This window comes from Ectobacillus polymachus (assembly GCF_048159605.1).
GTDB classification, from domain to species: Bacteria; Bacillota; Bacilli; order Bacillales; family Bacillaceae_G; genus Ectobacillus; species Ectobacillus polymachus.
Map to the genome: position 1 here is coordinate 1,252,057 of NZ_JBLREB010000001.1, position 26,486 is coordinate 1,278,542.

At 38.3% G+C, this 26,486-nt stretch carries 21 protein-coding genes, 4 pseudogenes and 2 riboswitches; of the genes and pseudogenes, 2 read left to right on the top strand and 23 right to left on the bottom strand.

Annotated elements, in window-relative coordinates:
• Positions 1 to 124: 124 nt before the first annotated feature.
• The gene (gene lysA, locus ACM5BR_RS06415) at positions 125 to 1,456 is read right to left on the bottom strand and encodes a diaminopimelate decarboxylase (RefSeq protein WP_416826812.1); all 1,332 of its coding nucleotides are present in this window, start codon (positions 1,454 to 1,456) and stop codon (positions 125 to 127) included.
• A 110-nt stretch (positions 1,457 to 1,566) separates the two neighbouring features.
• A riboswitch (Lysine riboswitch) is annotated at positions 1,567 to 1,749 on the bottom strand.
• Positions 1,750 to 2,110: 361 nt separating this feature from the next.
• Here lysA and pssA point away from each other — a divergent pair.
• A complete protein-coding gene (gene pssA / locus ACM5BR_RS06420; protein WP_416826813.1) occupies positions 2,111 to 2,818 on the top strand; it encodes a CDP-diacylglycerol--serine O-phosphatidyltransferase in 708 nt (235 codons plus the stop codon).
• A gap of 64 nt (positions 2,819 to 2,882) precedes the next feature.
• On the opposite strand, the pseudogene ACM5BR_RS06425 reads toward pssA, so the two are convergent.
• The 17 genes and pseudogenes from ACM5BR_RS06425 to ACM5BR_RS06505 form a co-directional block, all read right to left on the bottom strand.
• Positions 2,883 to 3,113: pseudogene (locus ACM5BR_RS06425) on the bottom strand (transposase); the annotation flags it as partial.
• A 280-nt stretch (positions 3,114 to 3,393) separates the two neighbouring features.
• Positions 3,394 to 4,677, bottom strand: coding sequence for an EF-P 5-aminopentanol modification-associated protein YfmH (gene yfmH / locus ACM5BR_RS06430; protein WP_416826814.1), 1,284 nt, complete (start codon positions 4,675 to 4,677; stop codon positions 3,394 to 3,396).
• A gap of 1 nt (position 4,678) precedes the next feature.
• Positions 4,679 to 5,941: an EF-P 5-aminopentanol modification-associated protein YfmF gene (gene yfmF / locus ACM5BR_RS06435; protein WP_416826816.1), complete on the bottom strand. Its 1,263-nt coding sequence runs from the start codon at positions 5,939 to 5,941 to the stop codon at positions 4,679 to 4,681.
• A gap of 137 nt (positions 5,942 to 6,078) precedes the next feature.
• Positions 6,079 to 6,292, bottom strand: a pseudogene (locus ACM5BR_RS06440) (ABC transporter permease); the annotation flags it as partial.
• A gap of 51 nt (positions 6,293 to 6,343) precedes the next feature.
• Positions 6,344 to 7,405 (bottom strand): BMP family lipoprotein, encoded by a 1,062-nt coding sequence (locus ACM5BR_RS06445; protein WP_416826817.1) that lies wholly within the window; start codon positions 7,403 to 7,405, stop codon positions 6,344 to 6,346.
• A gap of 80 nt (positions 7,406 to 7,485) precedes the next feature.
• The gene (locus tag ACM5BR_RS06450; RefSeq protein WP_416826818.1) at positions 7,486 to 8,211 is read right to left on the bottom strand and encodes a GntR family transcriptional regulator; all 726 of its coding nucleotides are present in this window, start codon (positions 8,209 to 8,211) and stop codon (positions 7,486 to 7,488) included.
• A 192-nt stretch (positions 8,212 to 8,403) separates the two neighbouring features.
• Positions 8,404 to 8,504: riboswitch (purine riboswitch) on the bottom strand.
• A gap of 136 nt (positions 8,505 to 8,640) precedes the next feature.
• The gene (locus ACM5BR_RS06455) at positions 8,641 to 10,986 is read right to left on the bottom strand and encodes a DNA translocase FtsK (RefSeq protein ID WP_416826820.1); all 2,346 of its coding nucleotides are present in this window, start codon (positions 10,984 to 10,986) and stop codon (positions 8,641 to 8,643) included.
• Positions 10,987 to 11,378: 392 nt separating this feature from the next.
• Entirely contained in the window at positions 11,379 to 11,585 is a 207-nt protein-coding gene (locus ACM5BR_RS06460) for a YlzJ-like family protein (protein ID WP_416826821.1), read from the bottom strand.
• Positions 11,582 to 12,310 (bottom strand): ClpP family protease, encoded by a 729-nt coding sequence (locus tag ACM5BR_RS06465; RefSeq protein WP_416826823.1) that lies wholly within the window; start codon positions 12,308 to 12,310, stop codon positions 11,582 to 11,584. The genes ACM5BR_RS06460 and ACM5BR_RS06465 overlap by 4 nt, the downstream gene beginning before the upstream one ends.
• A 140-nt stretch (positions 12,311 to 12,450) precedes the next feature.
• Positions 12,451 to 14,121, bottom strand: coding sequence for a ribonuclease J (locus tag ACM5BR_RS06470; protein ID WP_416826824.1), 1,671 nt, complete (start codon positions 14,119 to 14,121; stop codon positions 12,451 to 12,453).
• Between the two features lie 191 nt (positions 14,122 to 14,312).
• Positions 14,313 to 15,191: a 4-hydroxy-tetrahydrodipicolinate synthase gene (dapA, locus tag ACM5BR_RS06475; protein WP_416826826.1), complete on the bottom strand. Its 879-nt coding sequence runs from the start codon at positions 15,189 to 15,191 to the stop codon at positions 14,313 to 14,315.
• Between the two features lie 17 nt (positions 15,192 to 15,208).
• Positions 15,209 to 16,429, bottom strand: a complete 1,221-nt coding sequence (dapG, locus tag ACM5BR_RS06480; protein WP_416826828.1) for an aspartate kinase — start codon at positions 16,427 to 16,429, stop codon at positions 15,209 to 15,211.
• A 21-nt stretch (positions 16,430 to 16,450) separates the two neighbouring features.
• Positions 16,451 to 17,497: an aspartate-semialdehyde dehydrogenase gene (gene asd / locus ACM5BR_RS06485; protein ID WP_416826829.1), complete on the bottom strand. Its 1,047-nt coding sequence runs from the start codon at positions 17,495 to 17,497 to the stop codon at positions 16,451 to 16,453.
• A 133-nt stretch (positions 17,498 to 17,630) separates the two neighbouring features.
• A pseudogene (spoVFB, locus tag ACM5BR_RS06490) lies at positions 17,631 to 17,822 on the bottom strand (dipicolinate synthase subunit B); the annotation flags it as partial.
• A gap of 159 nt (positions 17,823 to 17,981) precedes the next feature.
• Positions 17,982 to 18,335, bottom strand: coding sequence for a YolD-like family protein (locus ACM5BR_RS06495; RefSeq protein WP_416826830.1), 354 nt, complete (start codon positions 18,333 to 18,335; stop codon positions 17,982 to 17,984).
• Positions 18,332 to 19,606 carry a Y-family DNA polymerase gene (locus ACM5BR_RS06500; protein ID WP_416826831.1) on the bottom strand — a complete coding sequence of 425 codons (1,275 nt, stop codon included), beginning with the start codon at positions 19,604 to 19,606 and terminating at the stop codon, positions 18,332 to 18,334. The genes ACM5BR_RS06495 and ACM5BR_RS06500 overlap by 4 nt, the downstream gene beginning before the upstream one ends.
• Before the next feature lie 529 nt (positions 19,607 to 20,135).
• The gene (locus tag ACM5BR_RS06505; protein ID WP_416826832.1) at positions 20,136 to 20,318 is read right to left on the bottom strand and encodes a hypothetical protein; all 183 of its coding nucleotides are present in this window, start codon (positions 20,316 to 20,318) and stop codon (positions 20,136 to 20,138) included.
• Between the two features lie 183 nt (positions 20,319 to 20,501).
• Between ACM5BR_RS06505 and ACM5BR_RS06510 the strand changes: the two genes are divergently transcribed.
• Entirely contained in the window at positions 20,502 to 22,013 is a 1,512-nt protein-coding gene (locus ACM5BR_RS06510; RefSeq protein WP_416826833.1) for a recombinase family protein, read from the top strand.
• A 31-nt stretch (positions 22,014 to 22,044) separates the two neighbouring features.
• Here the strand turns inward: ACM5BR_RS06510 and ACM5BR_RS06515 are convergent.
• The 5 genes and pseudogenes from ACM5BR_RS06515 to ACM5BR_RS06535 form a co-directional block, all read right to left on the bottom strand.
• Positions 22,045 to 22,470: pseudogene (locus ACM5BR_RS06515) on the bottom strand (dipicolinate synthase subunit B); the annotation flags it as partial.
• Positions 22,467 to 23,366 carry a dipicolinic acid synthetase subunit A gene (gene dpaA, locus ACM5BR_RS06520; RefSeq protein ID WP_416826834.1) on the bottom strand — a complete coding sequence of 300 codons (900 nt, stop codon included), beginning with the start codon at positions 23,364 to 23,366 and terminating at the stop codon, positions 22,467 to 22,469. The pseudogene ACM5BR_RS06515 and the gene dpaA, both read right to left, overlap by 4 nt.
• Before the next feature lie 334 nt (positions 23,367 to 23,700).
• Positions 23,701 to 23,952 (bottom strand): YlmC/YmxH family sporulation protein, encoded by a 252-nt coding sequence (locus ACM5BR_RS06525; protein ID WP_416826835.1) that lies wholly within the window; start codon positions 23,950 to 23,952, stop codon positions 23,701 to 23,703.
• Between the two features lie 59 nt (positions 23,953 to 24,011).
• Positions 24,012 to 25,256, bottom strand: a complete 1,245-nt coding sequence (locus ACM5BR_RS06530; RefSeq protein ID WP_416826836.1) for a M16 family metallopeptidase — start codon at positions 25,254 to 25,256, stop codon at positions 24,012 to 24,014.
• 285 nt (positions 25,257 to 25,541) lie between these two features.
• Positions 25,542 to 26,396 (bottom strand): polysaccharide deacetylase family protein, encoded by an 855-nt coding sequence (locus ACM5BR_RS06535; protein ID WP_416827856.1) that lies wholly within the window; start codon positions 26,394 to 26,396, stop codon positions 25,542 to 25,544.
• Between the last annotated feature and the right edge of the window lie 90 nt (positions 26,397 to 26,486).

A 26,486-nucleotide genomic window follows, 5' to 3' on the forward strand; every position in this document is an offset into this window, starting at 1 on the left:
AAATAAAAAGGGTTGCTACCATTATATGATGAGGTACGCGAGAATATCCTTTAGATACAAAAAGGCGAGATAGGAATCATCCTACTCGCCTTGTAAAATTTTTATTATAGACTTTTAGGCCTTGTTACCGCGAGGATTGCGGTGCGAGGTTGTTCGATAGCATCCGATCATTCTTCACAAGGTCAGCATAACTTTCTCGTTCTACGACGATTTCTGCCTTTCCATCCTTTACAAAAACTACAGCTGGTCTCGGAATACGATTATAATTACTTGCCATCGAATACCCATAGGCGCCTGTACATGATACAGCTAGTACATCCCATGATGCAACTTTCGGCAGGACAATATCCCAAATCAGCATATCACCGCTTTCACAGCATTTTCCAGCAATTGATACCTTTTCTGCCGGCTGGTCGTTCGCACGATTCGCTAGCATTGCCTCGTAAGATGCCTGATAAAGGGCTGGTCGTATATTATCTGTCATACCACCATCTACGGCAACATATTTCCGAATACCTGGAATTTCTTTAATCGAACCAATTGTATACAGAGTCGTTCCGGCATCTCCTACAATGCTACGACCTGGTTCAATCCAAATTTCCGGCAGTGGATAATTACGGCTTACAAACTGTTTACGTACTGTGTCCGTCATCTCTTTGACATAGGTTACAATCGGAAGAGGTGTATCTCCATCTGTATACCGTATACCGAAACCGCCGCCTAAATTTAAAATGGTCATGATTTCACCTGTTTCCGCACGGACTAAATCGAGGAAGGCACTTAATATTTCAATGGCACGTACAAATCCATTTGTTTCAAAAATTTGCGAACCAATATGAGAATGAACACCTAGTAGATGAAATGACGGCTTTAATAAAGCTATTTTCATGGCTTGCAGTGCTTGCCCGCTCGTAATACCAAAGCCAAATTTTGAATCATCCTGTCCTGTTGTAATATATTCGTGCGTATGTGCTTCAACGCCAGGAGTGACACGTAGCAATATATTCACAATTTTGCCAGATTCCTTTGCAAGATCATGTAGAATTTCAAGCTCGAAAAAATTATCAACCACGAAGCAACCGATATTTGCATCAATTGCCATACGAATTTCTTCCTCTGTTTTATTATTTCCATGAAAATGAATTCGTTCTGCTGGAAAACCTGCTTCGAGTGCCGTATACAATTCGCCCCCAGATACTACATCAAGCGATAGATTTTCTTCCTTCGCTAGTTTACCCATTTCTAAACATAAAAACGCCTTGCTCGCATAGGCGACTTGATAGGAGAACCCGCTCTCCTTAAAAGCAAGATTAAACGCGCGGCTTTTCTCACGTATGAACGCTTCATCATACACGTATAATGGCGTTCCGTAGGTTTTCACTAGCTCAGTGGTATCACAGCCTCCTATTTCTAAATGTCCTTGCTCATTTATGCGGCTTGTTCCATGCAAATACATTGTTACTCCCCCTAGTTTTGTGTAAGAAAAAACGCGTAGAACCAAATGTTCATACGCGTTTCTATAAAATGAATTTCAAACCATCATTTTTTACAAGAAACCGCATCAACATCTCTAATAGTTCTCCACAAGCCCTTACTTGTGACAGTCCTGCACTTATTCAATGCAAGCCCAATGAAATAGTATTCAGGCTACTAGTTCACTTCGGCAACCATTTCCTTTTGTACTATGATCTTAGACCCCAGAAAGTCTCACATAGACTACTAATAAATGTTGCAACCTCTATTCATGAGATTAGATGAGGCTGTTATATAATTATTAACGTGATATATTGCTTTTAACAATACCAGACGAAAAACAAATTTGTCAATCCATTTTATATTTTTACACAAATTCTAATTATTATTCAATAAAAATGTAAAACTTGTACACGATTATTACAACGTTTACAGATAATATACATATTCAAAATGTATGAAAACAATGCTTTATATCGATTGTTTTGTGGTATGATAGAAAAGAACGTCTTTTATATGTTTAATCTTCCCATTATCTATTCAACCAGATATTTACCCAAAATCACCATAATCCTTACTTGTAGGATTTATAATAGTGGGATAAAAAGAATCTAAAAGGAAAGTAAGGGATCATAATTTGTACAGAGCAGCTATTCCGAATTTATTTACACTCGGAAATTTATTCAGTGGATTTCTGTCCATCGGATATGCATCCATTGGACATTATCGCTCCGCAGCAATATTAGTTTTAATCGGCATGATGCTCGATAGTTTAGACGGTAGACTCGCTCGTTTACTTCGTGTGGATTCACCAATTGGCAAAGAATTGGACTCATTGGCGGACATTATTACGTTCGGCGCCGCGCCTGCACTTTTAATGTATTATACATATTTTGATAAATTTGGGATAATAGGCTTATATATAGCAGGTTTGTTTCCACTGTTTGGGGCCTATCGACTAGCTCGGTTCAATGTTACGCCAACTTCGACCTCCTTGCATTACTTTACAGGAGTTCCGATAACAGCCGCTGGTGGAATTATGGCTTTTCTGACCTTGTTCTCACATATAATTCCACACATTATTCTCGTTGTCCTATACATTGTCTTCGCCTTTCTCATGGTAAGCCGCATTCAAATCCCTAGTTTAAAGGAAGTCCCTATTCCAAAGTATAGCATTATCGTTACACTCTTTTTACTCGGGATTATTATTACTATGTATACGCGAAATTTCGGGAGAATTCCAGAATTTTTATTCGTAGCTATACCACTCTATGTCGTTTATATGCTTTCACAGTTTTTACGTCAACGTCACTTTGACCGTATCAAGGATCAAGATGAGAAATAATGTTTTATTATAGAAAAGGCATCCTTCGTTGAAGTGACCCCAAAAAGTTAGACATTTATTTTCATTAGACAGCTTCTAAGGTTTGAGTTCGGTATTGCACGGGACTCAAACCTTTTAGTTTTGCCTTAATTCGTTTGTTATTATAGTAATCTATATATTTTGCTAATTCTTGTTTAAAATCCTCAACACTTTCAAATTCCTGTGTATATAATAATTCTGATTTTAAGGTACCAAAGAAGTTTTCCATTACAGCGTTATCATAACAGTTACCTTTACGGGACATACTCTCATTCATATAATTTAGTACGTCTAGTTTAAACTGTGTCGAGTAACTTGTATATGATTTTTTGAATAACCCTTCTTCTCCATCATGCTGGTACTGCCTTACCCAGTTCATTATCAAAGCTTTAGATGTACCTATGGACGCCCCCCAATCGAAGCATAACTCTCTCTTCCATCTAAATAACGTTGAACTGCCGCTAATTTATCTTCTACTGTAAATTTAGTCATAAAAAAACTGCTCCCCCAATTATTAGACTCTGTCTAACAATTGGGGTGCAGTTCACTCCTATTAACTATTTTGAAACAACTTGACAAATACTAATCCGTTTTTCATCCCTACATTCATTTGCCGCAGCTACAATATCCTGTACTGAAATTTCTTCAAGAATAGAAAGGGCATCAAATAAGTTTGAACCATTAAATGCATAGCGTGTAAACTGGTTTGCAATAAATTCTGGTGAATTTAACGACCGTAAGAAACCACCAATTTTTTTCTTCTTCGCACGATCTACGACGGCATCTGACAACGTATTTTCATTCGTTTGAAGCAAGATATCAATGATTCGTTTCGCTAATTCATCTGGATCCTTTGTATCCCCGCCGATCATTGCAAAACCAAAACTACTTTCTTCGGTGTAATCATACGAAAACGTATCATCAATGAGCCCATCGTTGTAAAGTTGCTCATAATTGCTTGAGCTTTTTCCAAATAGACAGTCTAATAAAAGAGATATCGTAATTTCGTACTTTAACTTTTCACGCCCTGTGTGTGCCTTATCTTTTCCCTTTATACCGACTAAGCATTTTGGCGTTTGTACTTGCATTGGAATGACAAGCTTTTTCGTTGCAACATGTTCTGGTTCTTCTTCAAACCATCGCTTAATTTCTGGCTGCTTGCTATAATTCTTTTTCACTTGGTTATTACGAACTAAATCCATAAGCAAAGCAGGGTCAACAGGACCTACAATAAATAAAAGCATATTACTTGGGTGATAAAATGTATGGTAGCATTCGTACAACAAATCTTTCGTAATACCGCTAATGGATTCTATCGTCCCAGCAATATCTATTTTTACAGGATGTTTCTCATACATACTATCAATTAAACCAAAATATAAACGCCAATCTGGATTATCTTGATACATTTGTATTTCTTGACCGATGATACCCTTTTCTTTCTCAACCGTTTTTTCTGTAAAATACGGAGATTGAACAAAGTCAAGTAATGTGTTCAAATTTGTTTCTACATTCGATGTACAGGAAAACAAATACGCAGTTCGAGTAAACGAAGTAAAAGCATTGGAAGATGCACCTTGTTTACTAAACAGTTGAAATGCATCATGATCTTCTTTTTCAAACAGTTTATGCTCAAGAAAATGAGCAATTCCATCAGGAACATGTGTATATTCACTTTTCTCTAGCGGGACAAACACATTGTCAATGCTACCATATTTCGTCGTAAACGTTGCATACGTTTTATTAAATCCTGGTTTTGGCAAGATGTATACGTCCAAGCCATTTGGCAGTTTTTCATAAAATAGCTCTTCTTTTAATTGATCAAAAGAAATGGTATTCATCTTATACCTCCTCTAATCCACGTAGTAGATACACGGTATCCATCTTTATGTTCTTCGCAACCGCAATTATTTCATCTTTTGTTACCTTATTAATGGCTGGAATCCATTGTTCAATTGGAATATCAACGTTAGCAACAACATTATGGTAAAGAATTTCAATAAGCCCCCTTGGCATATCTATTGTTTCTAAAATCTGATTCGCAATGACAGCCTGTGTTTGTTTTACATCTTCATCTGTAAAATCTCCGTTTTGCATGGCTGTCAGCTGCTCCTTAATGATGGCCAGTGCTTTTTCGTAATTCTTGGATTGAATACCTGACATCACAAAGAGCAAACCTTTGTGACTTTCATAGCGTGATGCAGCATAATAGGCAAGGCTGTTTTTCTCACGTACATTCACAAATAACTTAGAATGAGAGAATCCACCGAACAAACCATTAAAAACTTGCAAAGCAAAGTACGCTTCATCCTTGTATGTTATATTGGTACGATAGCCAATATGTAATTTACTTTGCTTGAGATCTTGCTTCTCTATTATTTCCTTTGCTTTTGTTACATCGGTCCGTTCCTTATCATTTTGCTTCCGAATATTTCGTTCTGGTAAATCAAAATATTTTTGTACAAGCGAGATTGTCTCATCTGGTAAATCTCCAATGAGATACAGATCGATTTCATCCTCAGCAAGTGCCTGCTGATAATAGTCATAAAGGGATCTCGGCGTAATACTAGCTACTTCCTCTTTCTTTCCATTCGCACTAAGACGATAGTCCTCATTCTGGCACATCTCTTCGATAAGACGTTCACTTGCATATCGCATTTTGTCATCATACACGGAATCAATTCGCTGAATTAATGCACGTTTTTCAGCTTCAACGATAGCAGGTTGGAATGCACCATTTTGGAGCGAAGGGCGTTGCAACACATCGGATAACATCTGGATTGCTTTTTCTAATAGAGGCGGAGCATTATGCAAATAGATTTCATTTGCAACATCCATATAAATAGAAATGATGTGTTCTTCCCCTTTTTTACCGACATCTACCGCCAAGGATGCTCCGTACATTTCTTCTACATATTCTCTTACATCTTTCACCGTTGGAAGCGTTTTCGTTCCGCTTTGAAGAACATAAGGAAGAAGAGCACGATACGTTACAGTGCTTGAAGCGAGTGGTGCCTTCATTCGAAGTACTAGTGTATTTGTTTTATATTTTACAGTACGAATTGTATGAACGGTTAATCCAGCGATTTTCTGAACATGTTGCATATGTATTCCTCCTTTTTCAAATAGTCATTTACAATATACCGTTTTCTAACATTCATTTGCAACTTGACTATGTTACAGCTAGTATATGCAAAAAAACTCGCGTACATTTCGCGAGTTTTTTTGCAAAGCGTATGATATTATCGTTTTCCTTTTTCATACGGTGTTCCAAGCGCTTTTGGAGCTTCAGAGCGTCCAACAAATCCAACTAAGGCTAAATATAGTAAGGACATAAGGTAAAATCGTTAATAACACAGATGGTACTCCTTGAAGAAACGGAAGTGTCCCTCCTGTTATAGCCAGAGATTGCGCAAAGCCAAAGAATAATGAGGCTCCAAGCGCTCCAATTGGATGCAATATGTAATCGAGATGAATCGTATTACAAAAATATTTCCAGGTATTAATTTATTTTTGTAGAGAAGCTTCATATGTCTTATAATCTTGTTCTGTTGCCGGTATCTTAATCGTACCATTTAAAATTTGTTTTTTAAATTCGTCAACTTTTGCTAACGCTGCTTTTGATACATTATCTTGGGTAGGAGCGATATCAACACCTTTGTCCTTTAAACCAAATTCTTTTACACTGCCACCTTTAAGTGTGCCGTCTTTTGCCTCTTTTGCTACATCAGCTACTGCAACGTCCACGCGTTTAACCATGGAAGTCAATGTTACATTTTCAGGCATACCTTCTTGGCTTTGGTCACGGTCAACACCGATTACCCATACCTGTTGTCCTGCTTTCTTACGGTTTTTCGCTTCGGTAAATACACCGTTTCCTGTTGCACCAGATGCATGATAAATTACGTCAACGCCTTGACCGTACATCGCAGATGCCAATACAGAACCTTTTTCTGGTTTATCAATCGCATCTGCATATTCAGATACGATTTCAATTTTTGGATTTACTGATTTTACACCTGCCATAAAGCCATATTCAAATTTTTGAATTAACGGACTTTTCACTCCGCCAATAAAACCAACTTTATTCGATTTTGTCGTCATCGCTGCTACTACACCAACTAGGAATGATCCTTCATTTTCCTTAAAAGTAATGCTTGTTACATTTGGCTTATTTACAACACTATCTACAATCGCAAATTGATTATTTTTAAATTGATCAGCTATTTTTGCAACTGAATCTTGCATTAAATATCCCATACCGAACGTTAAATTATAATTTTGTTGTGCCAATTTCGTTAAGTTCGGCTCGTAATCGGAACTTTGCGTTGACTGTAAATAACGATAGCCTTCGTTTTCTTTTAAACCATTATCTTTACCGAATTGCTTTAAACCTTCCCATGCAGATTGGTTAAATGATTTGTCATCTACTCCACCTACATCTGTTACCATACCTACTTTAAAACTAGTGGACTTGTTTACATTACTTGAATTTGATGTTCCGCAAGCTCCTAAAACGGCACTTACAGCAAGCGTGAGTGATAAAAAAAGCGCTGCCTTTTTTTTCATACTAACATCCTCCTTCATTGTCTATAATCGTTGACTGTCCCTTTTGAAAGATTGTCACCTACTCAAAAAGAACAGGGACCTTACAAACGTTTTCTTAAAACATGAAAGCTAAATGTGTCAGCACGAAAATAATTAATGGAATATAGGATTGGTTCATCACTTTGATCATAATGCATTTGCTTTAATACGAGTAAAGCTGTTTCTGGGTCACATTCTAATATAGGTGAAACCTTGGGATGATAGCCTAGAGGTTCAATATATGCGACTGCATATGTAATACGTTTATTGGTCTTCTTATGAATAATATTTAACAGTGATTCTTCTTTATACTCTGATAAATCCGGCAAGATATGCTGCGGAAGCTTGTCCACACAATACACAACTGGCTCTCCATCGGCTGTACGGACACGCTCAATTGTAAACATTTCTATTTCATCTGTGCTTTTGAACTTTTCTTGCTCCTCATCCGTTAGAGCCATAACAGAGGAAGAAAGAAAAATCGTACCTGGACGTTTTCCTGCTTCGGTAATCATATCTGTAATACTGGAAAGCTGTTCAATTCCAGATGAAAAAATCGGTTTCGTATTCACAAATGTTCCTACTCCGTGACGACGAACGACGACATTTTCTTCTTCTAAAATACGAAGTGCCTCTCTAAGCGTTGCTCTGGAAACTCCTAGTTCTTTTGCTAAATCAAATTCAGACGGCAATTTTTGTTTTTCTTTATATACCCCTTTTGTAATATCTTCTTTAATCCGGTCTATGACCTGTAAATAAAGATGGCGATTATCGGATCTAATTGACATGCTAATCCCCCAGTATTTCTGTTATTCGACATCTGATGTAAGACGTCCTATTGTAGATGTTCCTATAATTTAAATATAAAATTAACAATTCTCATTACAATTGTAAGCGTATTCTTATATATTCGTAAAAAAAAGCACTCTTACTTTCCCATATTGAGAGAAAATCAGAGCACATGTACGAAAGCAATGCGAATGTGTTAAACTTTCCCTCATAGTCTAGCAATGACGGCTGCTAGGTAGATACTTTGGGACCATTTTACCAAGATTGTATGAGGAATATTAGACATTTAATAAAAAATATGTTCCGACTATTTTCGTGATAAATCGTAACATGTGGTCGCGAACTATGTCAATAAAATTCAGAGAAATCAAACTTGTAATTGTTACAAAAATACAAACGGAAGGGGCTATCCTTCCGTTTACACTATTCTATGAACTTTTTTCTTGAACCTCTTTTAACAACACCGTTCTCGGTTTACTACCTTCGTACGGACCTACAATACCGTTTGCCTCCATAGCATCAATGAGACGGGCAGCTCGTGTATATCCGATACGAAATCTTCGTTGTAGCATACTTACCGATGCAGATTGTATTTCCACTATTAGCCGAACCGCATCTTCATATAACTCATCTTCAACCTCTTGCATTGCTTCAGATGCTTGAGGAATCATGTCTTCTTGGTACTGTGCCTTCTGCTGTGAAATAACATAATTTACAACGTTTTCTACCTCTTCATCGGACATGAAAGCTCCTTGTACACGTACCGGCTTAGAAGCCCCTACAGGTAAGAACAACATATCTCCGCGACCTAATAGCTTTTCAGCGCCGCCAGAATCCAATATCGTACGTGAATCGGTTTGTGAAGAAACGGCAAACGCAATACGCGATGGAATGTTTGCCTTAATGATTCCTGTAATAACGTCTACCGAAGGCCGCTGCGTTGCAATAATTAAGTGAATACCAGCAGCACGTGCCATTTGCGCAAGTCGCATAATAGAATCTTCTACATCTGACGAAGCAACCATCATCAGATCAGCAAGCTCATCCACAATCACTACAATATAAGGCAGTAAAGGTTGTTGTCCTTCTGCTTGTTCATTATATTGTTTCACATGATCATTATATCCTTCAATATTACGTGTTCCAGTATGGGCAAACAGCTCATACCTACGTTCCATCTCACCTACTACTTTTTTTAATGCCTGCGATGCTTTTTTTGGATCGGTTACAACAGGAACAAGTAAATGGGGCACACCGTTGTACACATTCAGTTCCACCATTTTCGGATCAATCATCATTAGCTTCACTTCGTGCGGCTTTGCTCTCATTAAAATACTGGTTATAATGCCGTTAATACATACACTTTTCCCACTGCCTGTTGCACCTGCTACTAGTAAATGCGGCATTTTATTCAAGCGAGCCATTACTGCTTCACCTGCTATGTCCCGCCCAAGGCTAATTAGCAGTTTCTCGTCAGGACGATTATTCCCTTTCGAATCCAACACTTCACGCAATGTAACGATTGCAATCTCTGCATTAGGTACTTCAATGCCAATTGCAGATTTTCCAGGAATCGGTGCCTCAATTCGAATGTCCTTTGCAGCAAGTGCAAGTGCAATGTCATCGCTTAAGCTTACAATCTTACTTACCTTTACACCTAAATCTGGATACACTTCATATTTTGTTACGGCTGGTCCTCTATGTACTTTCGTTACTTTCGCTTTTACACCGAAGCTTTTAAATGTTCGTTCTAGCTTTCTTGCGTTTTCATAAATAAGATCATTTTCGTTTGAAATATGCTTATTTTCAGGAAGACGAAGCAATTCAAGCGAAGGCAATTGATAGTCTTTATTTTCTATATCAGTAAAATTCATAGGTGGTTCTATATCTATGGAATCAACGGATTCACTTTCCGTGCTCCGTTTTTCCTGTTTTTCAATGGGCGATTCCATATGTGCTGGTTCCATAGAAGGCAGCTCCGTACGCTCTGCAAAATTAGAAATAATAGGTGGATCGATTTCTTCCTCTATTTCCTCTATTTCCTCTGTTTCCTCTATTTCGTTTTGCTCTATCGGCGCTTCATGACGCTCGCTTCGGGATCTCATCACTTTTTTCTTTTCCGTTTGTTTAACTGCTCTGCTATTCTTCCATCCTTTTATATCATTAGAAAATGCATTCAGTTGTTTGCGAATTAAAAAAACAATTGGCGCTAGTACTTCCCCAATATGTTTGTTCGTAATACTTAAAATGCCTAATATAATAAGAATGCTACCTATAATATAAGCTCCTGTTTCATCAAACAAAAAAAAGCACATGGCGAAGGAGATTGCTCCAATCATACCGCCGCCTAAATTGACGGATCCTACTTTACTTTTGGCCTCCAACATAAATAGGTCCTTTGTGTTTACAATAACAGAAGGATTCGTAAATTGACCGTTCTTGGATAGCTGTTGTACTAACGAAATATGACTAAACATGAGTATGGCAATTATTATAAGATATACGCCGATTAGGCGTTTATGAAGCAAATTGGGCCATTTTCGTTGTACGACAAATGCAACGGACAGAGCGATGAGCAAAATGACACCAATCATATACCACTCTCCAAAGAAAAAACGAAAAAATAGCACAAACGCTTTTCCTACAATACCTAACTGTAAAATCGTAATGAGAGAAAGAGCAAAAAGAGTCAACCCAATAATTTCGTAATACATAGAAGGTCGAACATTTTGTTTTTCTTTCGTTTTTCTTCCTCTCGGCTTTTTCTTAACCATTTTTTCACCTCTATTTTCAGTGAACGGACTTCTAGTTCTTTCGTCATCCTATCCACTACTTTTCATTTAATATTATTGTACAAAAACAATACACCCATATTCGAAGTGAAAATTAAACGTTTATCCCGCTATTTAAGAGCAGTAATACCCCCACTTCAAGCTTAGAGAAATCAGAAAAGGCTAAGTGGGGGATAACTGCCTGTAAAAGCCGATTGGCCTTTGCGAACCCTCGGTGAGGGATGAGAAAAAACCCCCACCGATGGAAGTTTTACTTCATGCGATGATGTTTCATATTTGTCTACTATTACAGAAATGGAAGAAAGCAGCCGATATAGGCTGCTTTTTCTTTTTCTCGTATAGTATACCATACCTAACCATCAATTTCCTGCTTTTCAATGCATCGGAATACTTTGACCAGGAGAAAGAGCAAGGAAATGCTGTGGATCACTGCTCATAATTCTTACAACTATATATTCCCCGCTCTCTCCTTGCCTTACAATCATATCAATGCCTCTGTACGAAATTTGTTTTTGTTCATAATAAACCGACTCATCTTGTGGATAGACAACATGCTCTGGCATAATCGTATACAGGATCATGATAGCATTCCCTCTTCCCCATGCTTATCCATCATCTCATTTAGCTTTTTAATCGCTTCTCCGATTCCCCCTACTTCATTAATAAGTCCATACTTTACACAATCCGCTCCTACTACATTCGTACCAATATCACGAGTTAAATTTCCCTTTGCGAACATTAACTCTTTAAAACGAACATCTGTAATATTAGAATGCTTGGTCACAAACCGAATAACACGTTCCTGCATTTTATCTAGATATTCAAACGTCTGTGGAACCCCAATAACGAGACCTGTTAATCGAATTGGATGAATAGTCATCGTTGCAGTTTCTACAATAAACGAATAATCCGTAGAAACCGCAATTGGAACCCCAATCGAGTGCCCTCCTCCTAATACAATCGATACAGTCGGCTTGGAGAGAGAAGCAATCATTTCTGAAATTGCTAATCCCGCCTCTACATCGCCCCCTACTGTATTAAGTAATACGAGCAATCCTTCGATTTTGGGATTTTGTTCAATTGCAACAAGCTGCGGAATTAAATGTTCGTATTTTGTAGTTTTATTTTGAGGGGGAAGCTGTATATGCCCTTCAATTTGGCCAATAATCGTTAAGCAATGTATACGTGACTCATTCATTTGCGGAAGATTCGTTTGTCCTAGCTGCTGAATCTTTTCAACGAGAGAATCCTTTGCCTCTTGTCTTGAATCCATATCATCATTATTTATGTAATCATGATCTCCCATTTCATGTACCCCTTTCATGAGTATATCCTTAGTATTGTTAAGGACTCATGTTTTCATTCGAAAATGAAAAAATCATGAACAAGTTTACATATGATAAAAAAGAAAAAGGAGTGTGCAATTCTTATGCACACTCCTTTTTCCTATACTTCCATAATAATCGGTAAAATCATTGGTCTACGCTTCGTTTTTTCAAATAAGAATTGACTTAATACTTCTCGGATGCTTTGTTTAAGAGATGACCATTCCAAGCTATTGGCTTTGACAGAAGCTTCAATAATATCCTTTGCACGCTTTACAGACTCTTCTATGAGCTCTTCAGATTCTCTAACATAGACGAATCCACGTGAAATAATTTCAGGTCCAGACACAATTTGCTTCGTTGCTTTGCTAAGAGTAATGACAACAACGAGTATACCATCTTGTGAAAGTAATTTACGATCCCGTAATACAATATTCCCCACATCACCAACACCTAAACCATCGATGAGGACATTGCCTGCATGAACCTTACTAACACCTTTATGCTTACCTTCTTGAAATTCAATTACATCGCCTCTATCAATGATAAAAATATGATCATCATCGATGCCGATTTCTTTCGCTAATTTCGCATGTGCGTTTTGCATACGAAATTCACCATGAACCGGCATGAAGTATTTTGGTTTCATCAAATTTAGCATAAGTTTTAATTCTTCTTGGCTACCGTGACCGGATACATGGATTTTTCTTTGTCCGGAATAAATAACATTGGCACCAGCCCGGAATAATAAATCTATCGTTTTGGAAACAGATGTTTCATTACCTGGAATTGGTGAGGCTGCAATAATAATCGTATCAGTCGTACGAATAGAAACTTGTTTATGTGCCTGCTTCGCCATACGAGACAATGCAGCCATTGGTTCTCCCTGGCTTCCTGTTGTTAAAATCGCAATTTTATGTTCAGGATACTTATCAATTTCTTGGGTCGAAATTAGCATGTCTTCAGCTATATGTAAATAACCAAGCTTACTTGCGATGTCTACAACCTTTACCATACTTGTTCCTACTACTACTACTTTACGATCATTTTCATAAGCCGCATCTAATACTTGCTGAATACGGTGTACATTTGATGCAAAGGTCGCAATAATAATCCGGCCTTCTGCACTACTAAATACTTTCGAAATTTCTGCTCCTACTGCCTTTTCTGATCCTGTATAACCAGGACGTTCGGCATTAGTACTGTCTGATAGTAAGCAAAGAACACCCTCGTTACCGAGCTGAGCCATTTTCCCGATATCTGCACGATAGTTATCAACGGGCGTTTGGTCAAATTTAAAATCGCCTGTATAGACAATTGCTCCTTGCGACGTGTTAATCGCAACTCCTACGGAATCAGGAATGCTATGGTTCGTTCTAAAAAATGATACAGATGCTTTATCAAACATAACAATTGAATTCGCATCAATTGGCTTTAATGTGACACGCCCTAGCAATCCTGCTTCTCTAAGTTTTTCTTCAACTAAACCTAATGTTAAACGAGTCCCATAAACGGGAATTTGCAGCTTCCTTAGTACGTATGAAATGCCGCCTATATGATCTTCGTGACCGTGCGTTAAAAATAATGCTTTTACTCGTTCTTTATTTTCTTCTAAATATGTAATGTCTGGTATAACAATATCAATTCCGAACATTTCTTCTTCCGGGAACTTAAGACCGGCATCTACAATAAAAATATCAGAATCTACTTCTACTCCATACATATTTTTCCCGATTTCCCCTACTCCACCTAGGGCAAATACTCTTACTTTTTCTATCTCTTTACTTCTCACCTTGTAGCCTCCCCATGATGGGCATAACCGTACTAAGTCACTTACGAGTATTATAACTGATACAAGAAATAGAACACAAGTTAAAATCTTGACAGCAGCAAATACATAAGATGGAAAATGAGGTTTTCTCCTGCTTTTTTGCATAAAAAAACCACAGTGACAAGCACTGTGGCATAACGAATTTATAATTGCTAATGAGAAATAGAATGAATGACTTGCTCAAGACGACTTTGCTCTTCATTCGTTAACGGTATAAGAGGCAAACGAACAGAGCCAACATCGATTCCAATCATAGTAAGGGCTGCCTTTACAGCTGTTGGATTCGGAGCCATAAATGCTGCTCTTGTCACGCGTAGCAACAACTGATGAAGAGTTTGCGCCTTTTTATAATCCCCTGCGTAAAAAGCAGAAATCATTGCTTGAATTTCATTTCCGATAATATGCGCGGCAACCGAAATAACACCATTTGCTCCAACTGCTAGCGCTGGAAGTGTTAATCCGTCATCACCGCTGTATACAGCAAAATCATCATCTGTTTGCTCAATTACTTCGGTCATTGCTAACATATCGCCGGTAGCATCCTTTAGTGCGACAATATTTTCGATATGGGAAAGTCGTACAATGGTTTCCACTGACATTTTTACAACCGTACGGCCTGGAATATTATAGAGAATAACAGGGAGCGCTGTACTTTGTGCTATTGTACGAAAATGTTGATACATGCCTTCTTGAGATGGCTTGTTATAGTACGGTACGACGAGCATAGCCGCGTCTACACCAGCTTCTTCTGCCTTTTTTGTTAACTCGATAGAGGCACGTGTATTATTGCTTCCGGTACCAGCAACGACAGGCACTCGGCCATTCACAGCATTTACCACATGGCGAAATAATGCTACCTTTTCGTCTGTCGTTAGTGTCGGGGATTCACCCGTTGTACCACATACGACCAATGCAGTTGTTCCATGTTCAATCAAATAATTAACCAGTTCTGTTGTTTTTGCAAAATCAATATTTCCATCGCGATCGAATGGAGTTACCATAGCGGTTGCGACTCTACCAAAATCTATCATGCTCCCACTCCTTGACTTTATGCTTCTTTTGATAATGCAAAAGCGTCATGTAAAGCGTTCACGGCTGTTACGAGATCACTCTCATTTACAAGCGTCCAAATTGTCGTATGACTGTCAGCCGATTGCAAAATTTGTACTCCAGCTTCGGATAAAGCAGTGACAATGATAGAAGTTACACCAGGTACTCCTGTCATTCCCGCTCCGACAATGGATACTTTTGCACAATGTCTTGTGACACTCGGTTCATAGCCAATTCGATGAAGAACCTCAACTGCCCGGTCTGCTACGTCGTCGTTTACAGTGTATGCAACGCCATTTGGAGAAATATTGATTAAGTCTACACTAATCTGTTCATTAGCCATTTCTTTAAAAACCTGGGCTTGTAAATTATAGGGTGCATCTTTTACGTAAACTTTGATTTGCGTTACATTTGATACATGTGCAATTCCCGTTACCGTTCGTTCCTTTACATCTCGCCCACGGCTAGCACCTTCATAGTCTGTTACAAGAGTTCCTGTGCTATCTGAATATGTTGAACGAACCCGTAAAGGTACTTTCCCATGCATTGCGATTTCAACGGCGCGAGGATGGATAACCTTTGCTCCTTGATAGGCCATATTACAAATTTCACTATATGTCATCATATCAAGTGGTCTTGCATCTTTCACAATACGGGGATCTGCTGTCATAATTCCTTCAACATCTGTGAAAATATCAATGTATTCCGCACGAAGAGCAACACCAAGTGCAGCTGCAGATGTGTCGCTTCCTCCTCGTCCCAACGTTGTAATATCACCATTTACGGTTTGCCCTTGGAATCCTGTTACAACCACAACATCGCATTGCTTCAGCTCTTCTAGAACACGATCACATTTCATTTCAATAATTTTTGCGTTCGTGAAATCTTCGGTTGTAATAAAGCCAGCCTGCGCACCAGTTAGCGCTGATGCTTGAACGTCCGCTCCATTCAACATATCCGAGAATACAATGGCTGAAATAAGCTCACCGCATGATAGAAGCAAATCCTTTTCTCGGTTGGAGAGATAGGATTGTTTATCGTGGACGAGACTAAGAAGCGTATCGGTAGCATACGGCTCTCCTTTTCTCCCCATTGCAGATACAACCGCAACTACTTTGTACCCTTCTTGAAGCGCTTTGGAAATGTGGTGAAGCGCATGTTTTCTTCCTTTTTCGTCGCGTACAGACGTACCGCCGAATTTTTGTACAATAATCTTCATGTTGGCACCTTCTTTAAAAACTTACACAAGACCTAATGCTACAAGACGCTCTGCAATTTGTACAGAGTTCCATGCAGCACCTTTTAATAAATTATCAGACACAACCCAAAGATGGAATCCTTTATCATTGTTTAAATCTTTGCGAATGCGTCCTACAAATACTTCATTTTTACCAGTCGCATATAGCGGCATTGGATATTCTTGTTTAGCTGGATTATCTTGCACGACAATACCAGGTGCATCTGCTAATAGAGTTCGAATGTCATCTGCTGTTACGCCCTCTTTTTCTACTTCAATATACACAGATTCAGAATGACCTGCTACGATTGGAAGTCGAACACAAGTAGCTGCCACTTCGAGCTCTGGCATATGCATAATCTTTTTCGTTTCGTTAATCATTTTCATTTCTTCATAGGTGAAACCATTATCTTCAAATACGTCGATTTGTGGAATCGTATTAAAGGCAATCGGATAATGCTTTTCTCCACTCTTTACCGGTAAAATATTCGCTTGTACGTCTTCTCCGGTTAACATTGCTTTAGCTTGTGCTTTCAATTCTTCAATAGCTGTGATGCCCGCACCTGAAACTGCTTGATACGTGCTTACGATTACTTTGGATAATCCGTATGAAGCACGAATTGGTTCAAGTGCCGCTACCATTTGAATTGTAGAGCAATTTGGGTTAGCGATAATGCCATTATGAGAAAAAACGTCCTTTTCGTTTACTTCTGGTACAACAAGTGGAACGTTTGGATCCATACGAAATGCACTCGTATTATCAACAACGATAGCACCACGCTTCGCTGCTTCCGGTGCTAACACTTTTGAAACAGATCCACCAGCACTAAAGAGGGCAATATCTACACCTTCAAAGCTTTCAGGAGTTGCCTCTTGTACTGTTATGTCTTCTCCTTTAAAGGAAATTTTCTTACCAGCAGAACGCTTAGAAGATAACAACGTTAGTTTTTCTATTGGAAAATTTTGTTTTTCTAACGTATTTAGCATTTGTTCACCAACTGCGCCGGTTGCTCCAACTACAGCGACATGAAAAGATTTTTTCTTTTCCATCACTATACCCCTTTCTACATACATCCTGTACTTATAAAAAGATGAGGTCGTACTCCATCTTTATGAAATCAATAATACCACATTGTAAGGTATGTTTGATGTTTTTTCGAAAAATTCCTCATGTTAAAAATGATTAATTATTCATGTATTTGAATTTTTCCACAATCACTGGCTGAATTTGTTTGCCCTCTAGTGCAAAACGAATTGTATCACGTAAAAGCTCCATACGTGCCACCATTGAACTCGGTTTCTTTTCAGGTGCATCCTGACCAAATGGAACAAAATACATATTTCTTGCTGACATAAGGCGCATTAAATTAACACCAACATGATGTCACCCAGTTCGTTATTTCTTTCCTACCGAGCATACAAGCTAATGTATAAAGTTAGAATACCGATAACGTTTTGATCAATTGAATTATTTATAAAGGAAAAATACAAAAAGAGATGTCTCATATAGAGCAAATGAAATTCTTACTATCCTCTACGAGAAGTCGACGTCTACAATATCTACATAAGGAAATATTCGATGTTCGCCTACTGTTGTTTTGACTTCAATGCATCGATAAACCGTACTGATATTTTCTAACCATCCCTCATATTGATGAAAAAAACCATTGTTATAATATGTAACGCTAATTGCTAATTTTTTATTATATGCTTGTGCCAATGTACGATTGATCTCATCAATCTTATTCTCATCTAGAATCGGACGTACTGCTTTCTGTTGTTCTTGGATAATTCGTTTCACACCTTCAAACTGTGGTGTGATGGCTTGAAAGGCTGCCCATTTTTTCATGCCTCGTTCGTTTATTTGCATAGGTAATATTCCTTTCATTCTGATTTATGACCACCAATTAATGTGTTTCGATGTCTTGCAGTAGAACCTCTTGTATAAGAAACCGCCCGCAGTAAGGCGTTCTTTCCATAATTCCGTCGTATTTCATCCATAGCAAAGGCTAACTTTTCTTCCTTCACTCGTTTACAAGTATCATCGAAAATGGAAATCTGCCGTTCATCATCATTGATAAAATTAGTTAAGGACATGCCAATTTGACGGACAGGAGATTGATCGTAATAAGTTTCAACCATGTGCAAGCAAACCTTATACAACTCCATGGTGATATTGGTAGGCTCAGTCAGTGTATAAGAATGAGAAAATCCTCCACCTACTGTACGACTGTATCCGATGCTTATATGAATCGTGCGGCATAGCTTTCTCATACATCGCATGCGAAAGCACACCTCTTCCAGTTGTTCAAGTATTAACACTTTAATTTCTTGTACATCTATATAATCACGCATCAAAATTTGTGACTTCCCGATTGACGAGGAAACCGGTGTATACGGCTCATCAATTTGACTTTCATCTATCCCATTTGCATGTTGCTGCAATTCTAGTCCTACAACACCAAGCTCCTTCTTTAAAGGCTCAGCTGGATGCTTCGCAAGCTGATGTATACTGAAAATCCCCATTCGGTTTAATCGACGCTGGGTTCTTACGTTAATTCCGTACATTTCCGTTAAGGGTAACGACCATAACTTCGTAGGCACATCCTGTATCGTCCATTCCGCGATTCCTTCCCTTACTTTTTTTGCACCGTATAGCGCCATTTTTGATAGAAAAAGATTAGGACCAATTCCAACAGTTGCTGTAATCCCAGTTGTATCAAAGATATCCTTCTGAATTACTTTCGCTAATTCCCAAGAAGACATTTTATACAATCTTTGATATTTAAAATCAGAAACATCTAAAAAGCTCTCATCAATCGATAGCGTATGCAAGTCACATGGTGCTACATATTTTAAAAAAATTTCGGTAATGTGATTTGACGTCAGAACATACTCTGCCATTGATGGATTCACAATGATAATATCTTTGGATAGCGGTATTTCATACAACCGCGAACCCGTTTTAATGCCTAATTTTTTTAGTTTCGGTGTAGCGGCTAAAACAACAGAACCTTGCCGATCCGTACTACCTACAACTGCTAATTTAACGGTTAAAGGATTTAATCCGCGCATAATAGAAGAAACGGAAGCGAAAAATGATTTTAAATCAATACAGAAGATTGTACGCTTTTGCTGATGAGTATGATTTGAATACATTTTCATCTCCTCTAAAACAGAACGTTTGTTCTTATTTTTACTAATACTATATGCCAATTGGAAAGAAAATAAAAGTGGAATTTTAGGGAAATAGACTTATTTCCTAAAAAAGCTTAGAAGCGGGTGTCTTTCTGCTATTACATACCAAGATAATGACTATTTTTTTATTGCTTGCAGTTATTTGATATTTTATTATTTTATATTTGTCCATACTAAATCATTGAGGTGATTGATTTGGCTGAGTGGATTTATTCGCATTTTATTAACACACTATTTTTTGTCCTTTTCGTGTTTGGTCTTGTCATTTTTGCACTCGTATTGTTAATTCGCAGCGCTATTAAAAAGAATTAGGCATCAAACATGCTTCTTTACTTTATCCCTCTATTTAAGGGCAGTAAAACCCCCACCTCAAGATTCAGAAAGATGCAAAGAAGATAGGTGGGGGGGGACAACTGCCCGTAAAAGCCCGAATTGGGCGGGCTAACCATCAGTGGGGGATGAAAAAACCCCCACTGATGGAAGTTTCACTTTATATATCATCTTGTTTGTTCTGTTCCTGCATGATGAGTTCTTCTATAATTGCCCAGCCAGCTGTATGATATTCAAGAAGTGTATGTTCCACTTCTTCTTCCGTCATAGAAGGCGGCGCTACGATATGGACGGTTGCATTCCCAACCTTATAAGTGGCTGCATATTTATTAATCTTAGGCATAATACCAACACCTTTCGTAGTTGTTGGTTTATATGTATGCAGCCCTTCTTGACGAACAAACTCTAGAGTTGCTGACACTTTATGTTTAAGACCGAAGGAATCCTATAACACTTACTCACAGAACCCGTACATAGGTTCTTTTTTCTTTTTTTTTTCATATGTTTCGATAATGAGGTGATACCAATGGACCGTGTTGCCATATATTTGCGGAAAAGCCGTGCCGATATCGAAGCAGAAGCACGCGGAGAATGTGAAACCCTTTCAAAACATAAAGAAATCTTATTCAAATTCGCCAAGGAACATTGCCTGAATATTATTTCTGTTTATCAAGAGATTGCTTCCGGAGAAAGCCTAGTGCATCGTCCCGAAATGCTGCGGCTGCTTGCGGATGTGAAACATAATATCTACCAGGCCGTTTTATGCGTAGATATGGATCGTTTAGGACGTGGGAATATGAGAGAACAAGGGCTGATTCTTGAAACGTTTAAAACGGCTCGTACGAAGATTATAACCCTTCGTAAGACCTACGACCTTAACGATGAATTCGACGAGGAATACAGCGAATTTGAAGCATTTATGGCACGGAAGGAATTAAAGATTATTACAAGACGTTTGCAGCGAGGACGCATTTTATCTGTAGAAAAAGGAAATTACCTAGGTACGTACCCTCCATATGGATATACAATCATAGAAATGAAAGACAGCCGAACGTTAGAAATCCATCCAGAGCAGGCTGAAATAGTCAGAATGATATTTAATCAATACACAAATGAAGATCCATCTAAACGTACGGGTGCAGGATTAATTGCTAAAACATTAAATGAACTTGCATTTCTAAGTGCCACAGGGAAGAGATGGAACAATTACAGTGTTATCGATATTTTAAAAAATTATATATATATAGGAAAAGTAACTTGGAACAAAAAGACGCATAGCGGAAAGCGAAAACCGCGGGAGGAATGGATTATAGCAACTGGAAAACATCCGCCAATTGTTTCAGAAGAAGTATTTAATAAGGCGCAAGAAATCATGACAAAACGTTATCATATTCCTTATAACACGAAAATGAGCAATCCCCTTGCTGGAATCATAAAATGCGGAAAATGCGGTGCAAACATGCTGCAGCGCTATCCAAGAAGTAAGCAAAAAGCAATGACTTGTCCAAATTGTGATACGAAATCTTCTTATACGCATTATATAGAATCCCATATTATTTCTGCCTTAGAAAGGTGGTTAGTTGCATACAAGCTGGACGTGAATTTTCCAGCTAAAACTAACAAAAAGAATGAAGAAATCCAAATATATCATGGAATTATGAAACAAATTCAAAGTAAGCTTGAGGAAACAGAAAAGCAAAAAGAACAACTATACGACTTTCTCGAGCGAGGAATCTACAATGAACAAATCTTTATGGAGCGGACGAATCGATTAGACAAACGTATAGATGAGCTGCATATATCCTTTGAGAAGGCAAACCAAAAATACCAATCGGAACGAAAGCGAAAACATGCATACGAACTGGCAATTCCAAACGTAGAAAAAGTGATTGATTTGTATTTTAAAACAAATGATGTAGCAAAGCGAAATTTTCTTCTTAAAGCAGTATTAAAAAAAGTTGTCTATTTCAAAGAACGCCATCAAGTATTAGATGATTTCTCAATTGAAATCTATCCTAAACTTCCTTTTAAACATTAGGATTTGCACCTTACTGCAATCATGTTGGGGTCAATAAATTCACGCCATTTAAACCGAGTGCATCATTTGTTGAAATCGCTAAAACGACGGGCTTCCAATTACGCAAGGTTGCCTTCGTTGCCATTAGCACAGGGGAATCTGTTTGAGCATTGGCAAGCTTGCTCATTGAATTACCTGTTAACGGCGCAATAACCATACAATCAAGAGGAATTTTCGGTCCGAGCGGCTCTGCATTAACAATGGTGTCAATTACAGAGCGACCTGTAATGCTTTCGATGCGTTCAATCCACTTTGCTCCTTCTCCAAAACGTGTGTCTGTCGTTTTTAATGTATACGAAATAACAGGAAGCACCTCGGCTCCTTCATCAACTAGCTGCTGAATATAGGGCATAACCTCTTCAAATGTACAATGGGAGCCCGTTAAGCCAAACCCAATAACCTTCCCTTTTAAACTCATTGTTTGTTCTCCTTTCTCTCTTTCACTTCAGCTAATAAACCTGTTAATACATTTGCTAGTATTTTCCCTGCCGTTTTTGGTGCAACGATTCCCGGTAATCCTGGTGCTAAAATAGCTTTGATCCCACGTTTTTCTGCATAGCGAAAATCGGTGCCGCCCGGCTTGGAAGCTAGATCAATAATTAACGTATTCGTAGGCATTTTTGAAATAACACTGGCTGTCACAATAAGAAAAGGAACTGTATTAATGACGATGTCAACATTTTCAACAGCTTCTTGCAAGTCTTTTAAATGAAAAGGTTCAAGCGACATTTCTGCGATACGCGCCAAATGCTCAGAACGTCTTGCTCCAACCTTTACCTTTGCACCTAATGATTGAAATGCCCGTGCTACACTCATTCCCGTTCTACCAAAACCGAGCACAGCAACTTTTGATCCATGAATTGTATAATCTGTATGTTGAATAACCATCATAATCGTTCCTTCGACAGTAGGAATACTGTTATAAATCGCTACATCATCACGCTCGAATAACTTGATAAGCGATCGCTTGCATGTGGAAGCTATATCATTTAAGTATGCATTACTAATTCCAGAATATATCGTAAAATGCGGTGGTGTTTTTGTAATTTGGTCCTTCGTTAACACGACCTTCTCATTAGAAAATATCGTTTCAATTTGTCCTTCGTCATTTGTACCGGCCACAGGCAAAATGACCGCATCAAGATGGGAAAATTGTAATGCATGTATCTGCTCTTTTAAAGCTCCGGTAAATCCATGATCTAGCTGATCAAATCCTACTAAGCTTAGCTTGGCATCTTGTTCAACTAGTTTGCGGATGACCTCTAATTGTCTGGCATCCCCTCCGATTACGGCAATATGCATATCTGTTAACATACCTATCTTCACCTTCTTTGCAGTCTAGTAAGGTCAATGGCTTTGTTTTTCAAAACATCATATGAACCGTACAAGTGCTAGGTGCCAACGAAAAGTGTAATCGGCTCGTTTAGCTCCTAAGGCAGAGGTTCTTTCCTCCAAAGGCGCTTTTTTTGCCTTTGTGGGGAAAGGTTCTCTGACCGCAAGGAGCTAGCCGATGGAACTGGCCATCAACGAAAAGTGTAATCGGCTCGTTTAGCCGATGGAACTAGCCACCAACGAAAAGTGTAATCGGCTCGCTTGAAAAAGGGTTGTCCAGTGTATCCATAAAAAAAAGCGACCTGTTTCGGTCGCCTTACACGTTTTCTGTCTCAGATAGATCAAAAATAATCATATCCTGTCCAACCTTTTTAATATTGCTCCAAGAAATGCGAACCTCCTGCTGCTGGGAACGTCGAAATGCTGTCCATTTTCCAACTGGAATGATTAAGGAATGAATACGTCCATTACTCTCATCAATTTCTAAATCCGCATGTCCAAGGACACCCATTCTCTCAGCCCGTTCTAAATCAACAATTTCTTTTCCACTTAGCTCACTTAATCTCAAAAAACAATCCCCCCTTACTTAGACCGTATGTAAGGAGGGATGGAAACATACCAATAATATTATCTGTTCGCGATTGCCTTTGGTAATTGTCCAGTTGGACTAATGAGAGAAACTGAGAAATCATCCGTAAAAATGGTACGAATCAAATGATCTACACTCGTTTTCGTTACTTGATTAACACTTTCAATCATTTCATCAAGTGAACGATGACGTTGTAATAAAAGTTCATTTTTCCCGTTGCGGCTCATTCGACTATTCGTACTTTCTAAGCTAAGCATTAGACTACCTTTTAGTTGCTCTTTACTATTTTGTAATTCTTTTTCTGTAATACCTGTATCCTGTAACGTTTGAAGCGTTTGTTGGATTGTTTCATACAATTTATCTAATTGTTGATTTCCTGTTCCTGCGTAGATCGTAAGCATTCCTGCATCTTCATAAGAAGAATGATAGGAGAATACTGAATATGCTAAACCACGTTGCTCACGAACCTCTTGGAACAAACGGCTACTCATACTTCCGCCTAATATACTATTTAAAACGATTAAGCTGTATATTTTTTCATCACCAGCAGGCAGTCCTTTAAAACCAAGGCAAAGATGTGCCTGTTCTGTATCTTTCGTCCGTGAAATCGTATTGCGGTGAAAAACAGGAGTATGTATAGATTCCCGCTTTGTTGTTGCTTCATACGAACCAAAATAAGCCTCAACTTTATGAATAAACGACTCATCTACATTTCCCGCAATGGAAATGACAACATTTTCAGGCGTATAAAAATCCTTTACATATTGGTTAAGCGTTTCGCCAGAAAATGTAGATAACGTCTTATCTGTTCCTAAAATCGGAAAGCCAAGCGGGTGCGTTTCATATGTAACCTTCGTTAATAAATCATGAACGATATCATCTGGTGTATCCTCATACATTTTAATTTCTTCCAACACAACATTTTTCTCTTTTTTTACTTCCTCTTCCACAAATACTGAATTAAAAAACATGTCAGATAATATATCTAACGCATACTCTCCGCGCTCATCTAATACTTTGGCATAGTAGCATGTGTATTCCTTAGATGTAAAAGCGTTCACTTGACCGCCAATTTTATCAAATGATTCTGCAATATCTCGCGCAGAACGAGTGGTTGTTCCTTTAAACAGCATATGCTCTAAAAAATGTGAAATTCCGTTGTTAGATGGATTTTCATTACGTGATCCCGTATGAATCCACACGCCAATTGCAACGGAACGGACAGTTGGGATATTTTCAAATACTATTCTTACTCCATTTTTACAAGTATATTTATTGATCAATTGCCATCCTCCTAAAAGTGAAACTCCCATCAGTAATTCTTCCCCACTTCTGTCTTGTATTTCTCCTCATTTAACTAAGAGGTTACACCCATAAAGTGGAGTACAATTTATGCGTACACCTTTCCTAATAGAGTATCTCAAAACCATCATTGTAATACTATAAATCTAAGCATTTAAATGAAGAGCTAGTACTTTAAGATCCTTAGGTAGAGAGTATTTTTGTACGTTATAACGCATTCCCATTCCTCTATCATATCAATTTTACGAACAACTGTCATGTATATCTCAAGAATCTATTCTTTTTTCATCAACAAGAGTAGAGATACTGCCTAGTTGATACCCTTGTTTTTTTAGCTGAACGATAAGGGAATCTAATGATTGAGATGTTGGTTCAGTGGGATGCATTAAAACAATAGCACCAGGATGTACTTTTTTCGTTACCCGTTCAATAATCGTACTAGGTGCTGGGCGTTGCCAGTCAATCGTATCTACCGTCCACATAATTGTTCCCATTCCTAGTTCTGCTGCCGTGGTAACTGTGTCATCGCGAAAACTACCGCTTGGCGGTGCAAACCATTTTACTTTTTTTCCGGTAGCAGCTTCGATAATATCATTCGTTTTCACAAGCTGTTCACGGGTAGCGTCTAAAGATAGTGTTTTCATATCCGGATGTGAGTAGGAATGGTTGCCAATTTCTTGCCCGGCGTCTCCAATCATTTTTGCAATAGCCGGATTTTCTTTTGCCCATCTTCCTTCCAGAAAAAATGTAGCAGAAACTTGATGCTTTTTTAATGTTTCTAGTATAGAAGGAATATATTCATTTCCCCATGCAACATTTATAGTAAGAGCCACCATCTTTTTATCCGGATGTCCTCGGTAAATTGGAGCAGGTGATAAATTTTCTAAGTGTACCGTAGGTGGCACCTCGATAAACACAAGCTTATTCTCATCAAATATTCCACTTTTTTTCATATTATTGTACGAAGCTTGTATATCAACTATGCGTCCATTGTATCCAGGCGTTGCCTTCCAAATTTTATCTACCACTGCATTTTGCGCCGGTATATTAATCTGCTTTGCACGTTGTTCAATTTCATTACGTAACGAATCAGTCGGATTAAATACATGTACGGTTTTCATTTCAACATGCACGGTTTGCTTCATTTCGCTTATATAAGCAGAAGTATATGGGTTTTGAACGACGAGCAAGCAGCCTGCGGACATACATAC